Origin of the sequence: Halobellus litoreus (assembly GCF_024464595.1) — an archaeon.
Classification (GTDB): Archaea; Halobacteriota; Halobacteria; order Halobacteriales; family Haloferacaceae; genus Haloquadratum; species Haloquadratum litoreum.
In genome coordinates, this window is the sequence record NZ_JANHAW010000002.1 from 715,107 (window position 1) to 736,741 (window position 21,635).

At 65.8% G+C, this 21,635-nt stretch carries 21 protein-coding genes; 9 read left to right on the forward strand and 12 right to left on the reverse strand.

Annotated features, from left to right (window positions below; genetic code table 11):
• Positions 1-29: 29 nt before the first annotated feature.
• Positions 30-1,382, reverse strand: coding sequence for a GTPase HflX (gene hflX / locus NO360_RS11180; RefSeq protein WP_256307889.1), 1,353 nt, complete (start codon positions 1,380-1,382; stop codon positions 30-32).
• A 247-nt stretch (positions 1,383-1,629) separates the two neighbouring features.
• On the opposite strand from hflX, the gene NO360_RS11185 reads away from it, so the two are divergent.
• A complete protein-coding gene (locus NO360_RS11185) occupies positions 1,630-2,694 on the forward strand; it encodes a DMT family transporter (RefSeq protein ID WP_256307890.1) in 1,065 nt (354 codons plus the stop codon).
• Between the two features lie 151 nt (positions 2,695-2,845).
• Positions 2,846-3,991 (forward strand): alpha/beta hydrolase, encoded by a 1,146-nt coding sequence (locus NO360_RS11190; RefSeq protein WP_256307891.1) that lies wholly within the window; start codon positions 2,846-2,848, stop codon positions 3,989-3,991.
• 218 nt (positions 3,992-4,209) lie between these two features.
• Here NO360_RS11190 and thrS read toward each other — a convergent pair whose 3' ends face one another.
• From thrS to NO360_RS11225, 7 genes are all read right to left on the reverse strand, one after another.
• The gene (gene thrS / locus NO360_RS11195; protein WP_256307892.1) at positions 4,210-6,135 is read right to left on the reverse strand and encodes a threonine--tRNA ligase; all 1,926 of its coding nucleotides are present in this window, start codon (positions 6,133-6,135) and stop codon (positions 4,210-4,212) included.
• A gap of 90 nt (positions 6,136-6,225) precedes the next feature.
• Positions 6,226-6,618: a hypothetical protein gene (locus tag NO360_RS11200; protein WP_256307893.1), complete on the reverse strand. Its 393-nt coding sequence runs from the start codon at positions 6,616-6,618 to the stop codon at positions 6,226-6,228.
• A 66-nt stretch (positions 6,619-6,684) separates the two neighbouring features.
• Positions 6,685-7,242 (reverse strand): hypothetical protein, encoded by a 558-nt coding sequence (locus NO360_RS11205; RefSeq protein ID WP_256307894.1) that lies wholly within the window; start codon positions 7,240-7,242, stop codon positions 6,685-6,687.
• A gap of 69 nt (positions 7,243-7,311) precedes the next feature.
• Positions 7,312-8,124, reverse strand: coding sequence for an endonuclease V (locus tag NO360_RS11210; RefSeq protein WP_256307895.1), 813 nt, complete (start codon positions 8,122-8,124; stop codon positions 7,312-7,314).
• 4 nt (positions 8,125-8,128) lie between these two features.
• Positions 8,129-9,085, reverse strand: coding sequence for a rhomboid family intramembrane serine protease (locus tag NO360_RS11215; RefSeq protein ID WP_256307896.1), 957 nt, complete (start codon positions 9,083-9,085; stop codon positions 8,129-8,131).
• Positions 9,086-9,171: 86 nt separating this feature from the next.
• A complete protein-coding gene (locus NO360_RS11220) occupies positions 9,172-9,318 on the reverse strand; it encodes a hypothetical protein (RefSeq protein ID WP_256307897.1) in 147 nt (48 codons plus the stop codon).
• A 230-nt stretch (positions 9,319-9,548) separates the two neighbouring features.
• The gene (locus tag NO360_RS11225; RefSeq protein ID WP_256307898.1) at positions 9,549-10,082 is read right to left on the reverse strand and encodes an inorganic diphosphatase; all 534 of its coding nucleotides are present in this window, start codon (positions 10,080-10,082) and stop codon (positions 9,549-9,551) included.
• A 291-nt stretch (positions 10,083-10,373) separates the two neighbouring features.
• Between NO360_RS11225 and NO360_RS11230 the strand changes: the two genes are divergently transcribed.
• Positions 10,374-10,733 (forward strand): PadR family transcriptional regulator, encoded by a 360-nt coding sequence (locus tag NO360_RS11230; RefSeq protein WP_256307899.1) that lies wholly within the window; start codon positions 10,374-10,376, stop codon positions 10,731-10,733.
• 15 nt (positions 10,734-10,748) lie between these two features.
• Here NO360_RS11230 and NO360_RS11235 read toward each other — a convergent pair whose 3' ends face one another.
• Entirely contained in the window at positions 10,749-11,417 is a 669-nt protein-coding gene (locus tag NO360_RS11235) for a DUF7108 family protein (protein ID WP_256307900.1), read from the reverse strand.
• On the reverse strand, positions 11,410-12,006 hold the full coding sequence (gene rnhA, locus NO360_RS11240; RefSeq protein WP_256307901.1) for a ribonuclease HI: 597 nt from the start codon (positions 12,004-12,006) through the stop codon (positions 11,410-11,412). Before rnhA ends, NO360_RS11235 begins: the two co-directional genes overlap by 8 nt.
• A gap of 409 nt (positions 12,007-12,415) precedes the next feature.
• Here rnhA and NO360_RS11245 point away from each other — a divergent pair, with 409 nt between their 5' ends.
• Positions 12,416-13,399 (forward strand): transcription initiation factor IIB, encoded by a 984-nt coding sequence (locus NO360_RS11245; RefSeq protein WP_103991584.1) that lies wholly within the window; start codon positions 12,416-12,418, stop codon positions 13,397-13,399.
• 32 nt (positions 13,400-13,431) lie between these two features.
• Here NO360_RS11245 and NO360_RS11250 read toward each other — a convergent pair whose 3' ends face one another.
• Positions 13,432-14,715, reverse strand: coding sequence for an MFS transporter (locus NO360_RS11250; protein ID WP_256307902.1), 1,284 nt, complete (start codon positions 14,713-14,715; stop codon positions 13,432-13,434).
• Between the two features lie 457 nt (positions 14,716-15,172).
• On the opposite strand from NO360_RS11250, the gene NO360_RS11255 reads away from it, so the two are divergent.
• The 3 genes from NO360_RS11255 to NO360_RS11265 all read left to right on the forward strand — a co-directional run bounded on the left by NO360_RS11255 (position 15,173) and on the right by NO360_RS11265 (position 17,795).
• Positions 15,173-15,907, forward strand: coding sequence for a helix-turn-helix domain-containing protein (locus NO360_RS11255; protein ID WP_256307903.1), 735 nt, complete (start codon positions 15,173-15,175; stop codon positions 15,905-15,907).
• Positions 15,908-16,004: 97 nt separating this feature from the next.
• Positions 16,005-17,273 carry a DNA repair protein NreA gene (gene nreA / locus NO360_RS11260; protein ID WP_256307904.1) on the forward strand — a complete coding sequence of 423 codons (1,269 nt, stop codon included), beginning with the start codon at positions 16,005-16,007 and terminating at the stop codon, positions 17,271-17,273.
• Between the two features lie 123 nt (positions 17,274-17,396).
• Entirely contained in the window at positions 17,397-17,795 is a 399-nt protein-coding gene (locus NO360_RS11265) for a TRAM domain-containing protein (RefSeq protein WP_256307905.1), read from the forward strand.
• 15 nt (positions 17,796-17,810) lie between these two features.
• Here NO360_RS11265 and NO360_RS11270 read toward each other — a convergent pair whose 3' ends face one another.
• Positions 17,811-19,544 carry a radical SAM protein gene (locus NO360_RS11270; protein WP_256307906.1) on the reverse strand — a complete coding sequence of 578 codons (1,734 nt, stop codon included), beginning with the start codon at positions 19,542-19,544 and terminating at the stop codon, positions 17,811-17,813.
• 137 nt (positions 19,545-19,681) lie between these two features.
• Here NO360_RS11270 and NO360_RS11275 point away from each other — a divergent pair, with 137 nt between their 5' ends.
• Both NO360_RS11275 and NO360_RS11280 read left to right on the forward strand, forming a co-directional pair.
• Positions 19,682-20,308, forward strand: coding sequence for a GNAT family N-acetyltransferase (locus tag NO360_RS11275; protein ID WP_256307907.1), 627 nt, complete (start codon positions 19,682-19,684; stop codon positions 20,306-20,308).
• 103 nt (positions 20,309-20,411) lie between these two features.
• The gene (locus tag NO360_RS11280; protein WP_256307908.1) at positions 20,412-21,599 is read left to right on the forward strand and encodes a 3-dehydroquinate synthase II; all 1,188 of its coding nucleotides are present in this window, start codon (positions 20,412-20,414) and stop codon (positions 21,597-21,599) included.
• The last annotated feature ends 36 nt before the right edge of the window (positions 21,600-21,635 follow it).

Genomic DNA, 21,635 nt, shown 5'->3' on the forward strand with positions numbered 1-21,635 from the left:
ACTGATCGGAGGACGAGTCGAGCGGGGCCCTACGGGCTGTCGACGCTCGCCTCCGAGACGTCGCCGGCGTCCGCGGACCGCGTCGGCGCGTGCACCTCGGCCGCCTTCGCTCGCGCCTTCTCCACGATGGCCGGGCGGGCGGCGAACTCGACCAGCACCTCCTCACCGGTGTACTCCTCCTGCTCGACGTTACCGTGGTCGTAGAGCCACGAGACCAGGCTCATCGCGTCGTCCGAGAGCGGCAGGAGGAGGCGCTCCTCGCGCCAGTCGGGGAGTTCGGCCTCGATCCGGGCGGTGAGTTCCGAGACGTTCTCGCCAGTCAGCCCCGAAACGGCGACCGGGTTCGGCGCGAGCGCCTCCAGCGCCGCGCGCTTCTCCGCCAGCTCCTCGTCGTCGATCCGGTCGATCTTGTTGAGGACGGTGACGATCGGCGCCTCGTTGCGCTCGTAGAGCGTGTCGTGACAGGTGACGAGTTTCTCGCGCATCTCCGCGACTGACTCGGAGGCGTCGACGACGAGCAACACGAGGTCTGCACGATAGACGGAATCCAGCGTCGACTCGAAGGACTCGACGAGCCAGTGTGGCAGATCGGAGATGAAGCCGACGGTGTCGGTCAGGAGCACGTCTCTCGTCCCGGTGTCCGCGCGGCGTGTGGTCGTCCCGAGCGTCGTGAACAGGCGATCTTCGGACTCGGCGGTCGGATCGAGGTCCGGGTGAAGATCCTCGTTCTCGGAGACGTCGAGGTCGTCGGCGAGCTGTCGCATCAGCGTCGACTTGCCCGCGTTCGTGTAGCCCGCGAGCGCGACGAGGTCGAAGCCCGACTCCCGGCGCTGTTCGCGGCGCGTCTCCTCTTTATCCGCAATCGCGTCGAGTTCCTGTTTGATGCGGGAGATCTGCGCTTTGATGTCGCGCTCGCGGCTCTCGTCGTACTCGCCGAGCCCCATGAATCCGGGGCGCTCGTCGCGCTTCGCCAGCGACGCCTTCGCCTCCGCGCGCGGGAGTTCGTACCGCAGTTCCGCGAGTTCGACCTGCAACTGCGCCTTCCGGGTGTTCGCGCGCTGGCCGAAGATCTCCAGGATGAGCGTGAAGCGGTCGATCACCTCGACGCCCTCGGGCAGTTTCCCGCCGATGTTATAGGTCTGGTACGGGCCCAGCCGGTTGTCGACGACGACCGCCTGGGCGTCGGTTTCTCTCACTAACGCCGCGAGTTCCTCGACTTTTCCCTCGCCGAAGTGGTAGGCGGCGTCCTCCTCGCGCGACTGCGAGAGGTGGCCGACGACGTCGTAGCCGGCCGCGCTCGCGAGGTCCGCGATCTCGGTCAGATCGGCGTCGTCGCCGCCGTCCACCCGTTTGGCGACGACGACGGGGCTCGTTCCGCTCATACGTCCACCGCGCACGCGGCGGCCTCGAAGTGGTTCACCTGCACTGTCTGAATGCAGGTACGCGGCCGAACCACTTGAACGCTACCCGCGCTGCCGGGCGCAGCCCACTCGGACAGACCCCCGACTTCCGGCCACCCCGTGGTACGGCCTCACTCAGAAATAGCGTATTCTATAGAATCTAAAATCATCTATCACTCGTATCTTATAGATTAGTTTAACTTTGTCCGGATATAAGGAAATATACTCTATGTTACGTCGTATTCGTTCACAGTTTCTCCCGCCCGACGCGACGCTTTTCGTCGCGCTCGCGACGGTCTGGGGACTGTCGTTCGTCGCCATCGAAGCCGGACTCGCCCACGTGCCGCCGCTCTTCTTCGCGGCCCTTCGCTACGCGCTCGCCGGAGTGCTCGTCCTCGCGTACGCCGCAGTCACGACCGATCGGCTGCGCCCCCGCGGCCGCACGGAGTGGTTGAACGTCGCCGTCGTCGGCGGGTTCCTCGTCGGCGCGTACCACGCTCTCCTCTACCTCGGCCAACTCTCGGTTCCCGGCCCCGTCGCCGCGGTCGTCGTGAGCCTCTCGCCGGTGCTGACCGCGGCGTTCGCGGCCGTGCTCCTCGACGACTCCCTCGACGCGGTCGCGGTCGGCGGCTTCCTGCTCGGCCTCGTCGGCGTCGCCGTCGTCGCCGACTTCGACCTCGGGGGGCTCCTCACCGCCGACGTCCTCGGGATCGGACTCCTCTTCGTCGCGGCCGCGGCCTTCGCGCTCGGATCGGTGCTCTCGACGCCGCTGCGGACGACGCTCGCCGACGTGTCGATGCAGGCGTGGGCGATGCTCGTGGGCGCGGCGGCGCTCTTCGCGGGCTCGATAGCCCGTGGCGAGTCCGTTGCCACCGTCGAGTGGACGACGACCGCCGTCGCCGCCCTGGCGTACCTGACGCTCTTCTCGGGCGTGCTCGGCTTCCTGATCTACTTCGCGCTGCACGAGCGAGTCGGCCCCGCCGAAAGCAACCTGGTGAGCTACTTCCAGCCGATCGTCGCCGCGCTCGCGGGCTGGGCCCTCCTCGGGCAGACTGTCACTGAAACCACCGTCCTCGGCTTCCTGGGGATCTTCGCCGGCTTCCTCCTCGTGAAACACGAGATAGTCCGCGAGCGACTGGGCGTGGGCGGTGTGCACTTCGCCCCGCGGAACCCGATGCTGACCTTCAGCTGCCGAGTCATCGAACGCGGTCGCGGGCTCACCTTCGAACGCGACGTCGCCTCCGAGGACCTCTACGGGTCGACGACGAGTGGCTTCGGCCACGACGCCGACTGATGGGCCGTCCAGAAGGTTCCACGAGCCGTTTCTTTCAGCGCCAATTCGGTGAATCAACCACCAGCTCGTGCGTGCGAGTAACTCGATTACCAGCAAGGGTTGCTTATTGGCACACACTAACTGTGTGATAACATATATCATATGCCGCCGTATGAGTGACAAAAGATCATCAACATCCCGGCGAGGTTTCTTGGGAAAGATGGCGGTTGGTGGTACAGTGCTTTTGGGAGCTACCGGATCGGTAACCGCAAGCAACGGAAAAGCGCCCACACCATCAGACGACATTTCCTTCAACGAGGGCCTCACGTACGCAACACGTGAAGCAGGTGAGAATCGGACTGCAGGTGATTTAGAACTGGATCTGTACTATCATCCGAATAGTAAGGAGCCGACACCACTCGTTGTGTATATCCACGGTGGAGGGTGGATTACCGGTTCACGCAAATCGACTCCAGACCTGATGGAGTACTTCGCCAGTCGCGGATACGCGATGGCGACGATCGATCATCGCTATTCGTTCGTTCCTGACGACATCGATCCGTTCTTCCCGCCCAACGACATCAACCCGAAAGGGAAGTTCCCAGACCACATCGTAGACGTGAAAGCCGCAATCCGGTGGCTGCGAGCCCACGCCTCAGAGTACAACATCGACGTCGACAACGTCGCGACGTGGGGCTCGTCGTCGGGCGCCCACTTGTCGGCCCTGGCGGCGGCGGTAGACGACGTCGAAGAAGTCGAAGGAGACGTGTACGATATCAATCCGACAGTTGCCACCGAACAGAGCGGTGCGGTACAGGCCGCAGTACCGTGGTATCCACCCACTGATCTGCTGTTGATGGATGAACAGGACAGCAACGATTCGGGTGCTCAAGGGTTCATTCCACACAACGCTCGTAACTCACCCGAATCGATGCTCATCGGGGAGAAAATTACTGAGGCTCCCGAAAAAGTGGCTCGCGCGAATCCCATCACGTACGTCGAGGATGGATCCGCCCCGATGCTGCTGATGCACGGTCGCCAGGACCGGCTCGTTCCGTACGAACAGAGCGAGATTCTCTACGAGGCACTTCGGGATGCGTGCGTCGAGGCGTCGTTCCACGAACTCGATCCGCTTGGACACGGGTTCGGATTCGACGATCTCACTCAGAAACCAGTCATTGACCAGACTGTCTATACGACCAAGGGCTGCAAGTCAAACAACGGACGTGGCTCACCGCCAAAGGATCGCACGAGCAACGGGCCCCCAGCTGGCCCGAAGGTGGTCGAACAGTTCCTTGATAGCAATCTGGGCCGATAAATAGAATCCCTGTCTTGAACATCCGCGAGCGAACGGAGTGAGCGAGCGGTTCACCGACGGAGCCGTCGGAGTTCCCGTGAGCGACTGACAGGAGCGAACGGGAGCACGGAAGAGCTCTGCTCTTCCGGAGACGGCGGAGTCGGATCTTTTTGGTCCAGATTTTTGCAAGGAGTGGTCGCGCGCAGCGCGACCACTCCTTGCAAAAAGGTGGGTGGATGCTACTCGTCCAGGAAGTCCGGTTCGATCCGTTTCTCCTCGTACTCGGCTTCGAGGTGCGCGCGGAACGTCTCGATCTCGACGTCCTGATCCTCCCGCTCCTTGCGGTCGCGGACCGAGATCGTCCCCGCCTCTTGCTCGTCGCCGCCGACGACGATCATATACGGGACGCGGTCCTCCTGGGCCTCGCGGATTTTCCGTCCGAGCGTCCACGAGCGGTCCTCCACCGAGACGCGGAAGTCGCCGAGTTCGTTCTTCACGCGGTGGGCGTAGCCGAGTTGGTCGTCGCTGATCGGCAGGATTCGGACCTGTTCGGGCGCGAGCCAGAGCGGGAACTTCCCGTCGAAGTGCTCGATGAGCACCATGAAGAACCGCTCGTAGGAGCCGTAGAGCGCGCGGTGGATCATCACCGGGCGGTGGTCTTCGTTGTCCTCGCCCGTGTACGACAGCTCGAAGCGCTCGGGCATATTGAAGTCCAGTTGCACGGTCGGGCCGTCCCACTTTCTCCCGAGGGCGTCCTCGAAGGCGAAGTCGATCTTCGGGCCGTAGAAGGCTCCGTCGCCGGGTTCGAGGTCGTAGTCGATGCCCTGGTTTTCGAGCACGGATCGGAGCTGTGACTCGGCCTGCTCCCAGATCTCGTCGCCGCCGACCGACTTCTCCGGGCGCGTGGCGAGGGCGACGTGGGCGTCGAGGTCGAAGGTGTCGAGCACCTCGTAGATGGCCTCCATCACCTGATTCACTTCCTGCTCGATCTGCTCGGGGCGGCAGAACAGGTGGCCGTCGTCGATGGTGAAGGACCAGACGCGCGAGAGCCCCGAAAGCTCGCCGCGCTGTTCCTTGCGATACACTTTGCCGTCCTCGAAGTACCGCACGGGCAGGTCGCGGTAGGACCACGACTTCTGATCGAAGATCGTCGCGTGCCCCGGGCAGTTCATCGGTTTCAACCCATATTCCTCGTCGTTGACGTCCATCAGGAACATATCGTCGACGTAGTTGTCGTAGTGGCCCGACTTCTTCCACAGTTCCGTCCGGAACAGGTGCGGCGTCTCGACGGGGTCGTAGCCGGCGTCCAGATTCAGCGAGCGAGCGTAGTCGCCGAGTTCGTCGAGGATCTTCTTGCCGTTAGGGTGATACAGCGGCAGTCCGGGGCCGGTGACGTCGGGGATCGAGAAGAGGTCGAGCTCCTGCCCGAGCTTTCGGTGATCCCGCTCTTGGGCCTCCTCCCGGAGCGTGAGATACTCTTCGAGGTCGGACTCGGACTCGAAGGCCGTGCCGTAGACGCGCGTCAGCGTGTCCTCGTCCTCGTCGCCGCGCCAGTACGCCGACGAAATGTTCAGGAGCTTCACCGCGCCGATGTCGCCGGTCGACTCGACGTGCGGGCCCTGACAGAGGTCCTCGAAGTCGCCCTGGACGTAGAACGAGACGGGGTCCTCGCCGGCGGCCTCGTCGTCGAGGATCTCGCGCTTGTAGCGGTTGTCCTCGTACGTCGCGATCGCCTCCTCGCGGGGACGGAGCTCCCGCTCGATCGGGAGGTCCTCCTCCAGAATCTCTTCCATCTCGGCTTCGATCTCGTCGAGGTCCTCGGCGTCGAGATCGACGTTCGCGACGTCGTAGTAGAACCCCTCGTCCGTCGGCGGTCCGATGGCGAGTTTCGCCTCGGGGTGGAGTCGCTGCAACGCCTGGGCGAAGACGTGGGCCGCAGAGTGTCGCAGGACGCGGAGGTACTCGCCGCTCTGGTCGGTGACGATGACGATCTCCGCGCCGTCGTGGACCGGTGCGGCCTTGTCGACGAGTTCGCCGTCGACGACGCCCGCGACGGTGTCGCGGCCGAGTCCGGGGCCGATCTCGTAGGCGACGTCCTCGACCGTCGCGTCCTCCGCGACGGACAGTTCAGAGCCGTCGGGGAGACTGACAACGATTTCGCTCATACGCGTTCGGAGTGCGAGCGCACGAATAAGTGTTTTCGAGTCGGTGGACGACGGGTCTGGAGTGTCGCGACACCGAGACCGTGTGAGCGGTCAGCAGATGGAGTGGAAGACGGCGAGAGTGCCGTCCGCATCGACCCGTACGTAGACGTCGCCGTAGCACGCGTTCGTCGAAATCGTGGTGCGCTCGGTCGCGTTCAGCGCCGACGCGACGATACGGAACGATTCGATGCCGTCGGGGTCCGCGTCGGAGACGTCGTACACCTCGCGTTCGGCGCTCGGGTCGAGCGTGTGGGTCGCCTCGTAGACCGTCTCGTCGGTCGCCTCGCGCACGACGCGCAGGTCGACTTCCACGCTCCGATTCCAGTCGTTCTCCAACTGCACCGCCTTATCGGGATCCGGGGTATTCGACGGCACTGCACCGAGACAGCCGGCGGTGATCAGGAGGGCGGTAAGCGAGACCAGAGCGACGCGTGCAGAGGGCACAGTTCGGCGGTCGAGTCCGACCGGAAAGGACTTTGTGGAGACACGGAGCGGCGATCGGCCGACAGATCAACAGATGGCGTAGTACGGATACAACTCGCCGTTCTCGGTGATCTCCACATACGCGTTCCCGTGGCACTCGTGGGTCTCGATCGTGACGCTCTCGGTGGCGTTCCGCGCGGTGGCGGTGACCCGGAAGGACTCGATCCCGTCGGGGTCGGCGTCAGCGAGGTTGTAGACATCGCGGTCCGCACCCGGCTCGAAGGTCTCCGTCTCGTCGTAGACCGTCTCGTTCGTCGCCTCGCGCACGACGCGGATCCGGATCTCGACCGACTGATTCCACCGGTTCTCCACGTGAACCGCCTTGTCGGGATCCGGCTGCTCCGACCAGCCCGCGGTCCCCTCGAACGTCGACTCCGGCCGGGTCCGCTCACCCGGCGTCGGCCCCGGCGGGGACCGCTCGGTCGGAGACGCCGAGTCGGTGATCAGAGACCGCGGTTCTGCCGTGGGCGGCGGCGTCTGCGTCGCCGCCTCCGATTCGGGACTGTCGGCTGGCACGCCGCCCAGACACCCCGCCGTCAGGAGTAGGAGACTCAGCGCGATCGGCGCGCGGTTCGTGAACGTCATTACCAGGACAAACTGCAGTGGCGAGAAAGGGCTTTGTGGTGACTCAAGCGGGCATTTGAGGCAGTAGAATCACTCAGAGAGCCCGCGCTTCACCTCGTCGGCGTGGGCGTCCGCGAGACGCGTCGGCTCCGGGAGCTTGTAGCCGGCGCAGAGTCGTTCGACGAGGTCGGTCGCGGTGTCGACGCGCACCCGGTGGCCGGGGCTGACGTAGATCGGGTTGACGATCGGTCGCGAGTCGTACTGCCGCGACTGGAACGCGTGGCCGATCTTCGTTCCCGGCGCGGCGTTCTCGACATCGTCGTCCGCGAGGATCGGTGTCCGCCAGCCCTCCGGCCGGCCGTCGACCCCGGTCTCGGGCGTCCCGCAGAGCAGTCCCTTCGCGACGCCGACGCTCGGCACGTCGAGCGTCACCCCGATGTGCGTCGCCAGTCCGGCCTGCCGGTAGTGGATGCGGCCGCTGCCGTCGAAGACGACCAGGTCCGGTTCGCAGGTCAGTTCCGCGAACGCGGCGAGGATCGGCCCGCCCTCGCGGAAAGCCAGCAGCCCCGGGATGTACGGAATCTCCAAGTCGGTCACGGCGTGGGCGCGTTCGACCACCGTGTCGCCGCGGCGAACGACCACGACGCTCACCGCTCGGTCGTCGAGGAAGGCCTGATCGACGCCGGCGACGAGCGGTGCGGAGGCGGCCCCGTGGTCGGTCGAGAGCGTCCGTTGGCCGGTCGCGACGCCCGACCCAGTCGTTCGGTCGCTTCCGACCGTTCCGGGGTCGAAGTCGAAATCGTCGCTCCAAGTCGCGTCCGCGGCGACGTCCCGCTGGAGCGCCTCCATCTCCTCGCGGGTCGCGGAGGCGTCCGGAACGAATTCGGGGCGGGCCGGTTTCATCCCGTCAGTACCGTCCGCCGGGGCCACCCGGACCGCCGGGCCCGCCCCGGCCGCCGCCACCGAGCTGTAACGACTTCGGGACGCCGACGCGACCTTTCACGCGCACGCCGTAGGCGAGCCCGACCAGGAGGCCCGCCAGGTGCGCGAGGTGGGCGACGTTGCCGCCGACGAGGCCGCCGCCCGCGGAGACCCCGAAGCCCGCGATGATGCTGAACGCGGCGAACCCGAACGTCAACACCCACAGCGGCATCGGGATGATGAAGTACAGATACACCTTCAGGTTCGGATTCAGTACGGTGAGAACGCCGAGAACGCCCATAATCGCTCCCGACGCCCCGACGACGCCCGCGCCGAAGGGACCGACCGTCAGGAGCGTCGAGAGGACCTGGGCGAGGCCGGCGACGATGCCCGCGCCGAAGAACAGCGCCGTGAAGCGTCTCGTGTCGAGATAGCGCTCGACGACGGGGCCGAAGAAGTACAGCGCGATGCTGTTGAACGCGATGTGGGTGAAGCCTCCGTGAGCGAAGATGGACGTGACCCACGTCCAGACGTACTCGATGTGCCCCGGCGAGAGGACGAAAATCGCCTGCCACGAAGAATTGGTCGCGTGAACGAACGGATTGAACGTTCCCGTGAGCAGAAACCCGACGACGTACTGGAGCAGGAACGTCACCCACATCACGCCGAGGAAGACGTAGCTCATATTCCCGCGGAAGTAACCCAGGGGGCCGCCCGTGCCGAGAATCCGGGCGACGAGGCCGTCCGACTCTGATCCACCGCCGCGGTTCCGAACCGTCTCGTCGAACCCGCTATCGAACACTCCCGAGGGGTCGTTCCAGTCGCCGAGCCCCGGACAGTCGTGGTTCTCCGGGAGTCGGTGCTCGGCGCAGAAGCTCTGACCGCACCGTCGGCACTGGTACGGCATATTCTCGTGTGCCCCGCACTCGTCGCAGGTAGCCATCACTCCCCGTAGTCACGGCGGGAGTAAAAGCGGTTCCCCTCGTCTACCGGAGTGCTCGCGCTTCGATCTCGCGGGCGAGCGGTGGCCTACGCGTCCTGCCCGCCTTCGGCATCCGCTGGTTGCTCGTCGCTCGCGGCCTGCTCGGTCTGAGCCCCGCCGTCGCCGTCCGCACGGCGTTCGCCGGGAACGACCGTCGGGTGCGCGATGCCGAGGCGCGGTTTGCTCGCGGCCATAACAGTCGTCGGTAGGAGTCCCGCCGACAAAAGATTACCCATACGCATAACTTATCCCGGCGAGCGCGAGAGATTACTGAGGGGTATGGCGCGGGCCGTCGACCCGTCTGGAGAGACACCCGCAGCGGACGAAATAGGGCGTCGGAGATGCGGCAGGTGAGAAACGCATCCGAAACGAGCGGTAGTGCCCGCAGCAGCGCGTTACAGAAACGAAACCGCTGAAACGGACGTTACGCGAAGTGTTCTTCGTAGAGGTCCATCGCGTGCTCGATGGCGTCCTTCGCGGCCGCGGCGTCGTCCCAGCCGAGCGTCTCGGTCTCTTTGCCTTCCTCGAGGTTCTTGTAGGTCTCGAAGAACTCGGCGATTTCGGCCTTCTGCTGGTCCGTGAGGTCGTCGACGTCCTGAACGTTGTCGTATCGAGGGTCCTCGGCGGGGACGGCGATCACCTTGTCGTCCTTCTCCCCGTCGTCGTCCATCTCCATCAACGCGACCGGGCGCGCCTCGATGATGCAGCCCGGGAACGTCTGATCCTCGACGAGGACGAGGATGTCGAAGGGGTCCTCGTCGTCGTAGTACGTCTGCGGGAGGAACCCGTAGTCCGAGGGGTAGTGAACGTTCGAGTGGAGCACCCGATCCAGAACGACTCCGGGCACGTCCTTGTCGTACTCGTACTTGTTCCGTTCGCCTTTCAGACACTCGACGACAGCGTAGACGACGTCCGGGGCGTCCGGCCCAGTCTCGATGTCTTCCCAGAGGTTCGACATACCTGGTCAGTCTCCGAACGAGCAAAAAGTCCTTTCGCATCGTCCCGACACAGGCCCTGTGTCACGTGTCCACACCTATCTGAATGAATTTTCGACTGAGTTGATGCTCTGGTGGTATTCGTCGAATAATATCTATTTTGTCGGTAGATATACAGATATGTCCTAATTCAGTCCGTGTTTCGTCGGGCCAATCAGTCGGCTAAGGCCGCAGACGGACGGGAGACGGTCGATATTCGTCAACGTAATTCCTCGTTGAGAAGGGTTAAATATCCCGGCGACTTTCATTCCGGTATGTCAGAGGCACAAACAGTTACCGAGGCAAACAGTGTGGTGCGCGACCTGACGGCGTTCCAGCAGAACATCCTGGTCATCCTCTCCGAGGAGCCGATGTACGGGCTCGCTATCAAGCGACAGCTCGAGACCTACTACGGGACGGAAGTGAACCACGGTCGGCTGTACCCCAACCTCGACGACCTCGTCGAGATGGGGCTCATCGAAAAGAGCGAACTCGACAAGCGGACGAACCAGTACGAACTCACCGAGGAGGGCCACGACGCGCTCTTGGATCAGTTCGACTGGATGTTCGCGAAGTTCGTCGCGGACGAGGGACGCGCCGCCGAGCTTTCCGACCTCGTCGAAGCGCACCGATAAGTCACCGTCGGCGATTCAGGATCCGGGCACGTCGTCGCCGACGTCGTCCACGAGGTCGACGCTCTCGGCGACGATGGATTCCTGCGCTTCCGACGGCCAGGCGTTTCGCCGGTAGTACTCCGTGAGGAACTCCTCTCTCTCGGCCTCGGTGGCGTCGTCGACGCGCTTCAGGTAGTGGTTACTCATAAAGTCCGCGAAGGCACGGACGTTGGCCGCGTGGTCGGGACCGTGCGCGCTCTCGACGGCGTCGACGATGGCTTGGTTGGCTGCTTCGACGGTCTCCCACTCCGCGCCGTGGTCCGGTCCCGACAGCGACACCTCCACCGCGCGGTCGGTGTCCTCGATCCGCTCGAACTGGACGACGCCGTCCTCGACCCACTCGTCGGGGTGGAGCACCAGCGTGTCGTCCTCGTCGCGCACGCGCGCAATGAAGTCGTGATCGCTGACGAGACCGTCGCGTCGCTCGCGGTACGCCGCGGCGGCCTCCTCGACCGCCGCCTCTCTCGCCAGTCGGGTCAGTCGCTCGGCCTCCCCGACGACCCCTTCGGGTGGAGACGCGGTCGACCGCTCGCCGCCTGTCCCGCGGTCTCCGCCCGTCTCGGCCGGCGGATCGCCGTCTGATCTCTCTGTCTGCTCGGCAGTGCTCTCTCCGCGGTCGTCACGTGGAATCCGTTCGTCAGGCATCGTCGAGCGCCTCGTTCGCTAGTGAGTCGGCGCGGTCGTTTACCGCTCTCGGTACGTGTTCGAGCGACCACCGGTCGAAGGAGTCCAGCAGTTCCAAGGCCCGGACGCGACGCTCGCGCAGTTCCGGGTTGTTGGTGTCGTACTCGCCTTTCACCTGCCGGACGATCAGCTGCGAGTCGCCGCGGACGTCCACTTCGTCGAACCCGTAGTCGCGGGCGGCTTCGAGCGCCCGTTCGAGGGCTTCGTACTCCGCGCGGTTGTTGGTCGTCTCGTCGATTCGATCGCTCCCCTCGGCGACGACGCCGTCGCTCGTCACGAGCACCCACCCGATCGCTGCGGGGCCGGGATTGCCCCGGCTCGCGCCGTCGAAGTAGACGTGTGCGCGTCCGCCCTCTTCCGCCCGGAGCAGCGCTAAGAGGTCCGTCGGGCGGGACCCCTGCACGACCACTTTGTCGTCGTAGGCGACGGCGGTCGCCTCGCCCCGCTCGGCGCGCCATCGCTCGTAGTCGGTGTTCCCCGCCTCGACCGCGACGCCGGCGGCTTCGAGTCGGTCGCGCGCGACGTCGGGGTCGCAGTCGACACTCGGCATACCCGAACAACTGCGGGAGCGCGAAAGAAGGGTTCGATGTCGGAACGGTCCTGACCGGCGTGGACGGACGGCCCTCGTGGCCGAGTTGATGTCGCTGCCGAGCCGGCCTCGAACGTGAAATGGCGGACAGTCGGCACCCGCTCGCGACGAGGGTCTCGTCGGTGCCGCCGGTCCCCCAGCGACGGTCTCAGTTCGTCGTCGTTCCCCGCGTCGGCGGCAACTTTCTCGCCGGTCCCCGCGTCGACGTGCCGAGCAACCGCGATTCGACGCGGGGTCGTTTTCAGATCACACGACGAGTGGCCGCTCGTTCTTATATAAACGCTCGTTCCGCAACGGGAATCGTCTTCGGCCGTATCCCGCCATTCGGCGGAGGGTTTAAATCCGTCGAGACAGCGAATATAAAAATGCGATGACACGGCCCACCCGCCAGCGGGAACAGGACGTCGAGAGGACGCGATGGCAGGGAGAACGCGAGGACGAGGCGGACGAAGCGGAAGACGACATCGATTTCGAGGATATGGACGAGGAAGACCTCGTCCGCACGGGAGACGGCGAACTGATTCACGAACCGACGGGGATCGTCGTCGAGGAGGAGCAGATCGACCCCGGGCCAGAGTGGCGGGCGTTCAACCACTCCGAGCGCCAGGAGAAGTCCCGCGTGGGCGCGCCCACGACGCAGACGATGCACGACAAGGGGCTGACGACGACGATCGACTGGAAGGACAAAGACGCCTACGGGCGCTCGATATCCTCACGGAAGCGCTCGCAGATGCACCGGCTCCGGAAGTGGCAGGAGCGCATTCGAACGAAGGACGCCGGCGAGCGAAACCTTCAGTTCGCGCTCTCCGAAATCGATCGGATGGCGTCGGCGTTGGGCGTTCCTCGGTCCGTCCGAGAGGTCGCTTCCGTCATCTACCGGCGCGCGCTCAACGAGGACCTCATCCGCGGCCGCTCGATCGAGGGCGTCGCGACCTCCGCGCTCTACGCCGCCTGTCGGAAAGAGGGCATTCCCCGGTCGTTGGAGGAGATTTCGGACGTATCCCGGGTCGACCGAAAGGAGATCGGCCGGACGTACCGCTACATCTCGCAGGAACTGGGCCTGGAGATGAAGCCGGTCGACCCGAAGAAGTACGTGCCGCGCTTTTGCTCGGAACTGGAACTCTCGAAGGAGGTCCAATCGAAGGCCAACGAGATCATCGAGACGACCTCGGAGAAGGGGCTTCTCTCCGGGAAGTCCCCGACGGGCTTCGCGGCGGCGGCGATCTACGCGGCATCACTGCTCTGCAACGAGAAGAAGACCCAGCGCGAGGTGGCCGACGTCGCCCAGGTGACCGAAGTCACCATCCGGAATCGATACCAAGAACAGATCGAAGCGATGGGCATCCACAGTTAGGATCCCCGATCCGCGGTCGACGTGGCAGTGATTCAGTCTCCAGAGGCGGACGCCGAATCGACCGCCGGAGCGGGCGGTTCGTGCGTTCCGAACTCGGGATGCGTCTCCTCCATCCACAGCACGACGAGCGCACCCGAGAGGAACATCGAGGCCGCCGTCACGTAGAACGCGGCTTCCAGGCCCACGAACTCCATCGTGAGACCGATCAGAATCGCGCCGACCCCGTACCCCGAGTCACGCCACATCCGGTAGACGCCCATCCCCGCAGACCGCCACGTCGGATGCGCCGCGTCGCCGGGGACGGTCATCAGGTTCGGATACAGCAAGGCCATCCCCAGCCCCGCGACCGCAGCGAGGACGGCCCAAGAGAGGAACGAGTCGACGAACGCCATCGCGAGGACGCCCGCACCGGCGAGGAACATCCCGGCGATGACCGGTGGACGCCGGCCGATGCGGTCTGCGAGGCCGCCGGTTCCGATCTGGGAGAAGTACATCGCGCTGTGGACGCCGACCACGACGCCGACGGCTTCGATTCCGAGCCCCCGACTGGTGAGATACAGCGGAACGGCGATCCAGAAGAGCGTATCCACGAAGTTCTCGATGTGGCCGGCCTGCGCCGCCGCGAACAGGGTCCGGTCGCCGTAGGTCGCCCGCTTGAGCACCTCGTCGAAGGGCAGGTTGGCGTCGCGGTCCTCCTCGTCGCCCTCTGCCTGCGCATACTGCACGGTCTCCCTGATCAGGAACACGGCGATCAGGAGAGCGAGGACGACGACCGCACCGAGGAAGTAAAACGGCTCCGGGCGGAGCCCCGTCTGCCCGGCGACGACGCCCGTGATCCACGCGCCGACGGCAACGCCGCCGTACCCGAACGCCTCGTCGATGCCGACCGCTAAGCCGCGCTGGTCCGGTCCCGCGAGGTCGACTTTGGCGTTGATCGCCATACTCCAGGTCAGCGCCTGATTGACCCCTAAAAGGACGTTCCCAACGGTGATCCACGCCCAACTGGGCGCGAAGATCAGGATGACCGGCAGCGGAAGCGCGGTCACCCAACCGAGCACCAGGACGGGTTTCCGTCCGTACTCCTCGCCCCACTTGCCGGCGTAGAGGTTGAGAAGCGCCTTCACGAACCCGAAGGAGACGACGAACGAGCCGATGACGAACATCGATTCGACGCCCAGTACGTCGCGGCCGAGGACGGGAACGACGGCGCGTTCGGATCCGATGGTCAGTCCGGTCGCGAACACAAGGAGAACGTGCAGCGAGAACTGCCCGAGGTGCTCGCGAATCCCCTGTTTGATGCGCGCCGTGTCGCTCATAGCACACTCTGGCGTTCGCACGCGGTCGACCACGGTGGTCGGCTCCGAGAGCGGTGCCGGCGCGCGGACCTTGCACGGATCGCGCCGTTGGTCTTGCTCGCGGACGGGCCGGGCGATTCGACCGGTTTGGACTGGTTCGACGGCGGAATCAGCGGTTCGTCCGTGCGCCAGGAACGCCGTTCACGGTTCCCGTAGCGCGTCCCGGCGTCCGTTTCGACAACGGAGTCGTCGACCCCGACGTCGACGCGGCCGGCCCCGCCCTGACACTCCCGATCGACGTGCGCCGACTTGCGTCGGACCTCAAGGCCGTGTCCCGTGCGGTTCTCGGCCCGTAACCGAGTAGTGAGTTCCTCCGAGGCGATTTTATTCATCTGTGAAAGCATAGTGCACAGCCTGGCATATGAGTAGTGCCGGACATAGCCGGCAGTGATATGATTCTCGAAGCCGATGTGACGATATGAGCCTCTATCAGGCGTCGTTCCGGGTGAAACACGAGTGCCCGTACCGAGAACTCTCGGAGGCCCACCCCGATCTCACGATCCGGGAGTGGTACCTGAGCGACTGTCAGGTACTCGAGATCACCGCGGAGGGAACACCAACGGACGCTCTCGTCGAACGAATCGACCGGATCGGGACCGTCCTACACGAGTCGATCGGCGAAGACGGGCTCCACGTCGTCACCCAGTCGTGTCTCTGCTCGCTGGAGGACTCGATCCTCCAGCGTTTCGAGTCGTTCAACTGCCTCTACCAGCCGCCCACGGTCCACCGACACGGCTGGGAACACTACACGGTCCTCGCGTTCGACGACGACGACGTGCGGGGGCTCCTGCGGAACCTGGAGGCCGACCGCGACATCGACGTCCTCTCGAAGACCGCGATCGACGAACAGCCGCTGCCGCACAGTATGCTGGCCCCCGTCGACCGACTGTTCGAGGATCTCACGGACCGGCAGTTGGCGGCCCTCCGCCTCGCGCTCGACAGCGGGTACTACGAACAGCCGCGGGGGACGTCGCTCCGAGCGCTCGCGGCCCAGACATCGGTGGCGCGTTCGACGTACGAGGAGCACCTCCGGAAAGCGGAGAACAAACTGCTCACCAACGCCGGGCAGTTCCTGCGGCTGATCGCCGCGACCTCATCGACGGATCCGCTCGTTGGGGAGACGGGACGAACCGGGAAGCAGGGTGCCGACTGAGAGTAAGCGGCCGGTGGTGGTCCGGGGCCGCGGTCGGGGTATCGACGACGAAGCCGACGCCGAAGGTTCATATCCGTCGCCGACCCACTACCACGCGATGAAACTGGACGAGTACGTCGACCTCGAACGCAACGAGCGCGCGGAGCGTCGGCGACTCGCCGAGGAGAAGTCCTACGACATCCTCGATCACCTGGAGACGTTTCAGGACCGCTTCGAGGAGACGCTCCAGGGCGACTCGCTGTACGGCGGCGTCTCGCCGTCGATCTTCGTCGGCACCTCGAACTACCCGCGGGTCTCGACGGGGCTGCTCTCTCCGGTCGGCCACGACGACGACGCCGAGCGCTTTTCGACCTCCGGCGCGTGGTACGACGAGGGCGTCTCGATCGACGACGTCTTCTCGCGGCGGACGTCCCTTCTCAACTCCAACCGTTCGCAGAAGGTGACGAACGTCGCAGACTCCTGGAACGGGTTTCTGGGAACCCAGCGGGAGGTCGCGATCGCCGACCGGCCGGTGACGGTCGAAATCGGTCTCGACGAGCGGCCCGACGTCGACCTCGACGTCGGCGTCGAGGACGTCGCGACCCCGGTCGGCCCTCGCGCCCGCGCCCAGTCGGCGGACCTCGCCGAGAACCCCCACGTCCCGCGCCTCGTCGAGAAGACCCTCGAAGACGACGACTGGAACGCCGAGGGGGCGATCAACTACCTCTACCGGCGCGGCTTCGACGTCTACGACATCAACACGATCCTCTCTGCGGGCGCGCTCGGGCAGACCGAACAGCGCCGACTCGTCCCCACGCGGTGGTCGATCACCGCCGTCGACGACACCGTCGGGCAGTTCCTCAGGGGGAAGATCCGGACGAACCCGGGGATCGACGGCGTCGAGATCCACCGCAACGAGTTTTTGGGCAACGCCTTCTGGGTGATCCTGGCGCCGGGGAAGTGGGAGTACGAACTCGTCGAGATGAAGGCCCCGGGGAGCGTCTGGAACCCGGATCCCGAGGCCGGGATGTACCTCGCCGCCGACAGCGAGGGCCGAGAGGGCCGGACGGGCTACGTCGACGAGACGGCGGGCGCGTACCACGCCGCCCGTCTGGGCGTGCTCGAACACCTGGCGGAGCGCGGCCGGCAGGCGAAGGCGCTCGTCCTGCGTCACGTTTCCGACGACTACTGGGGCCCCGTCGGCGTCTGGCAGGTGCGCGAGACCGTCCGCGACGCCTTCGAGGACGAACGCGGGACCGCGGAGACGTTCGCGGGAGCGGTCCGCGGCGTCACGGAGCACCTCCCGGTGTCGCTTCCGACGCTCCGCCGCAAGTCGACGATGGCCGCCGGCCTCCAGACGACGTTCGGCGACTTCACGCGGCAGTGAGCGGGCCAACCGGATAGGCGAATCCCAAACCGAACGACGGTGGTGGGGGACATACACGCTGACGCCGGATCGGGCGGTACTACTTTAACAGTTCGCTGAGACCTACCACCGGAGGTCTACACGGTGGAAATCTCAGATAAGCTCTTGTGTCTGTTCAACGCGGATGTTCGTGAGGAAGAAGACCGTTACGTCGTCGAAGTGCCGAAGCGAGAGGTCGAGACCGGATCGATCGAACCCGGCGAGGCCTACCGCGTCGCGCTCATCTCTCGTGCGGTCGAGTCCCAGTCGGAATCGACCGAGACAGATCGTCCGTCCTCCGAGCCGCAGCCACCGGTCGAGCCCGGAGAACTTCGCTACGTGGAGATCGAGGACATCGGCAAGCAGGGCGACGGCATCGCCCGCGTCGAGCGGGGATACGTCATTATCGTACCCGGCACAGAGGTCGGCGACCGGGTGAAGATCGAGGTCAGCGAGGTCAAGTCGAACTTCGCGGTCGGCGAAGTGATCGAAGAAGAGGTCTGAGGTCCGGTTCCATCCTTAGTCTGCGCGCGGGTGCTCCTCCGTCGGATACTCGCCGGTAAACGTCGCGAAATCGATTTCTGGGCTCGGCACGGCCGCCGCGGAGTCGTACGGCCGATTGACGACGATGTCACCGGCGGTCCGGTCACCGATTCCCGGAATCGCGGTGAGTTCGTCCATCGACGCCGCGTTGGGATCGAGCGGGTACGGAACCCCGGTGACCGACCGGAACCCGTGGTCGACGACCGCGACGTCGACCGTCGTCCCCAACGGGCGCTCGCCCGGGATGCCCACGAGGAGCGGATACGTGCCGAGCTGTCGACCGAACGTCCGCCCGTCCTGGTGGTATTCGAGGTGGACGTCCGGCAGCACCGTCCCCACCGGCGCCAGCCGTCGGAGCATCGGCCGGTCGATCTCCTCGCGGACCTCGCGTTTGTACTGCTTGAAGCGCTTCTTGTGCGCCTTCGCGATGTTCGCGCCCTCGTCGGCCATCTCCGTCCCCTCGAAGGCCATCACCTGCCGGATGTTGATCCGTCGGACCATCAGCCCGGCGTCGTAGACGCGCTGGAGGAACTGCTTGTTGTGCTCGAACGTCTCCGCGCGCTCGCCCTTCAGCCCGTGTAAGAGGTTGATCCCCGGAAGGAGTTTGGGGAGCCGATTCGCGGCGTCGGGACCGTGCGTCGGCGCGTCGGCGGGATCGTCGCCGGGACGCCAGCCCGCCTCCTCGTTGACGATCTCGATCGCGCGGAAGCACTCGTCGGCGGTGACGTTCAGGTGGTTCTCCTCCTGCACCAGCGGGTCAGCGGATTCGAGACCGAACGCGGCAGTATCGCCCGGGGTGTTGTGCTCGGCGATGATGCGGATTCCCTCTCTGGCCTTCTCGGGCCAGTTCACCACCGTGATCGGGTTCATATTGTCGAGGTGCAGCGTCCTGAGGTCGGGCGCGACCTCCCGGATCCCGCCGTACAGTCGCCGCAGCGCCTCGGGGTTCGGTGCCTCCCCGTCGCCGCCGTACGCGAGGATGTCGGCCTGGCGACCGAGCCGGAGGTGTCGGACGCCGCGGTCGTACAGCGCCTCGACCTCGCCGACGACCGATTCGGGGGTTCGGAACGCCGGATCGCCGTACATCGGCTCCGTGCAGAACGAACAGCGGTAGGCGCAGCCCCGTGAGGTCTCCAGTTCGCAGATGAGGTAGTCGGGGTGGTTCGGGTGCTGTTCGACGACGAACGCCCCCTTCGCGGCCCAGCGGTCCAGTTCCTCGTTGTCGCGGTAGCGGTTCTCGAATCCCTCCAATCCGCTATCGACGAGGTCGTGGGCCGCGGCCTCGACGTCGGCCATCGCGAGGAAATCGTAGTCGAGGTCCTGCCGCTGCATCTCCTGTGCGCCGGCGTTCTCCTCGCCGACGCCGAAGCGGATCGGCCCGCCGATGACGGACACGCCCTCGGCGACCCACGCGAGTTCCCGCACCTCGTCGGGCTCGGCGGGCGTTCCGCCGACGTACTTTCCGGGGACGGTCATCCCGCCGAGGTAGACGAACAGATCGGCGTCGGCGACGTCTGCCCACTTGCTCCGCTCCTCGCGGAGTTCGTCGATCGTGTGATACGTCACGTTCGACTCCGGGACGCCGGCGTCGACGATCGCACCGGCCGTGAACCGCGGGTACGTCGAGATGTACGGCGGCACGCCGAAGTGCGCCGGCTCGTCGACGTAGCCGTCGACGAGCGTCACGGAGAGGTCGGCCGGATCGGTCATAGCCGAACGAAGACGGCCGAGCGGTAAAACGCTCACTCTCTCGGTTCCGGTCGGAGACGGCGCGCGGTTGCCGCAGGCCACCCATCGAACCGACCGAGACCGCAAGAGGCGTTATCGGGCGGGGCCTCCGTCGAAATATGACCGACGATGCCGACTCAGACGTGACACTGCGTCCGGCCCGGCCGGCGGACGCGACCGCCGTCCGCGACATCTACGCGCCGTTCGTCCGCGACACGCCGGCGACGTTCCGCACCGAGGTCCCCTCGGTCGAACACGTCGCCGAGGAGATCCGCGAGAAACGCGCTGACGACGAGTACCCGTGGTACGTCGCGGTCGGCGAGGGACGCGACAGCGACGCGGGTGTCGATAGCGACGATGCCGACGCCGAGGTCGTCGGCTACGCGTACGGCAGTCGACTCCGCGGACGCCGGGCGTATCGCTGGGTCGTCGAGACCTCGGTCTACGTCGACCCCGGCGCGCAGCGCGGCGGCATCGGGACGGCGCTCTACGACCGCCTGCTGGACACGCTCCGCCGACAGGGGTACTGTGGCGCCTACGCGGCCCTGGGAATGCCGAACCCCGAGAGCGAGGCGTTTCACGAGCGACACGGCTTCGAGCGCATCGGGGAGTTTCCGGCTGCGGGCTTCAAACTCGGGGACTGGCACGACGTCGTCTGGTATCACAGGCGACTCCGCGACCCCGACGGCGAGCCCGACGAACCGCGTCCGGTGTCCGACGTCGACGCCGCGTTCGACGGCGGTTGAGCCGCGGCGTCGCGCTCGCCCGTAGGAGGCCGCGCCGGCCGGCGCGGCAATCCTCCGCAGAGTCGCCACGTTCAAGCGCTCCGGCCGAGTTGCACCGACAACGATGACACGAAGCGTCTGGCTCAAGGCCGACGACAGCGTCGGCGACTGGGAGACACGGAAGCGACGGATCACGGCGGGCCTCGAAGCGGGCGTCGACTGGGTGCTCGTCGACGAGGCCGACGTCGCCCGCGTGCGATCGCTCGGCGACGTCTCCGTGGCCGCGTTCAAGACCGACGCCGACAGCAGCCTCATCGACGACGTCGAGGCCGGCGAGGACGACGACGGAGACGCCGGGCGCGCCGACGCCTACATCGTCGGCAAGAACGGCGAGGGCGACGGAACGGTCGACCTGCCCGAGGATCTCTCCGGGTCGGCCGACCTCACCACGCTCCGCCGCGAGGACGAGCGAGCGCAGGGGGCGTACGTCCGGATCCTCTCGAAGGACTACGAGGGGTTCGCCGAGGCGGCGGCCGAGGACGCCGACTACACCATCGTCGTCGGCGAGGACTGGACGATCATCCCACTGGAGAACCTCATCGCGCGGATCGGCGAGGAGACGGACCTGATCGCGGGCGTCACGACCGCCGAGGAAGCAAAGACGGCGTTCGAGACGCTCGAACTCGGGTCCGACGGGGTCCTCATCGACTCCGACGATCCCGACGAGATCAGGAAGACCGTCGAGATCCGCGACGAGGCCGAGCGCGAGACGTTGGACCTCCAGTGGGCGACCGTGACGGCGGTCGAGCGCACGGGGATGGCCGACCGGGTCTGCGTCGACACCGGGAACCTGATGGATCACGACGAGGGGATGCTCGTGGGGAGTATGGGCCGCGGCCTCTTCTTCGTCCACGCCGAGACCGCCGAGTCGCCGTACGTCGCCTCGCGGCCGTTCCGCGTCAACGCCGGCGCGGTCCACGCCTACGTCCGGACGCCCGACGGCGGCACGAAGTACCTCTCGGAACTCAAGAGCGGCGACGAGGTGCAGGTGGTCGATTCCGGCGGCAAGACCCGCGAGGCCGTCGTCGGCCGCGTGAAGATCGAGAAGCGCCCGATGTTCCGCGTCGAGGCCGAGATCGACGGCGATCGCGTCGAGACGCTCCTGCAGAACGCCGAGACGATCAAGGTCCCGACGCGCGAGGGTCGGAAGTCGGTCACGGATCTCGAAGCCGGCGACGAGGTGCTCCTGTACTACGAGGAGACCGCCCGGCACTTCGGCGAGGCCGTCGAGGAGAGCATCATCGAGAAGTAGTCCGGCGACGCCGCTGAAATCCTCGTTCCCGCCGAT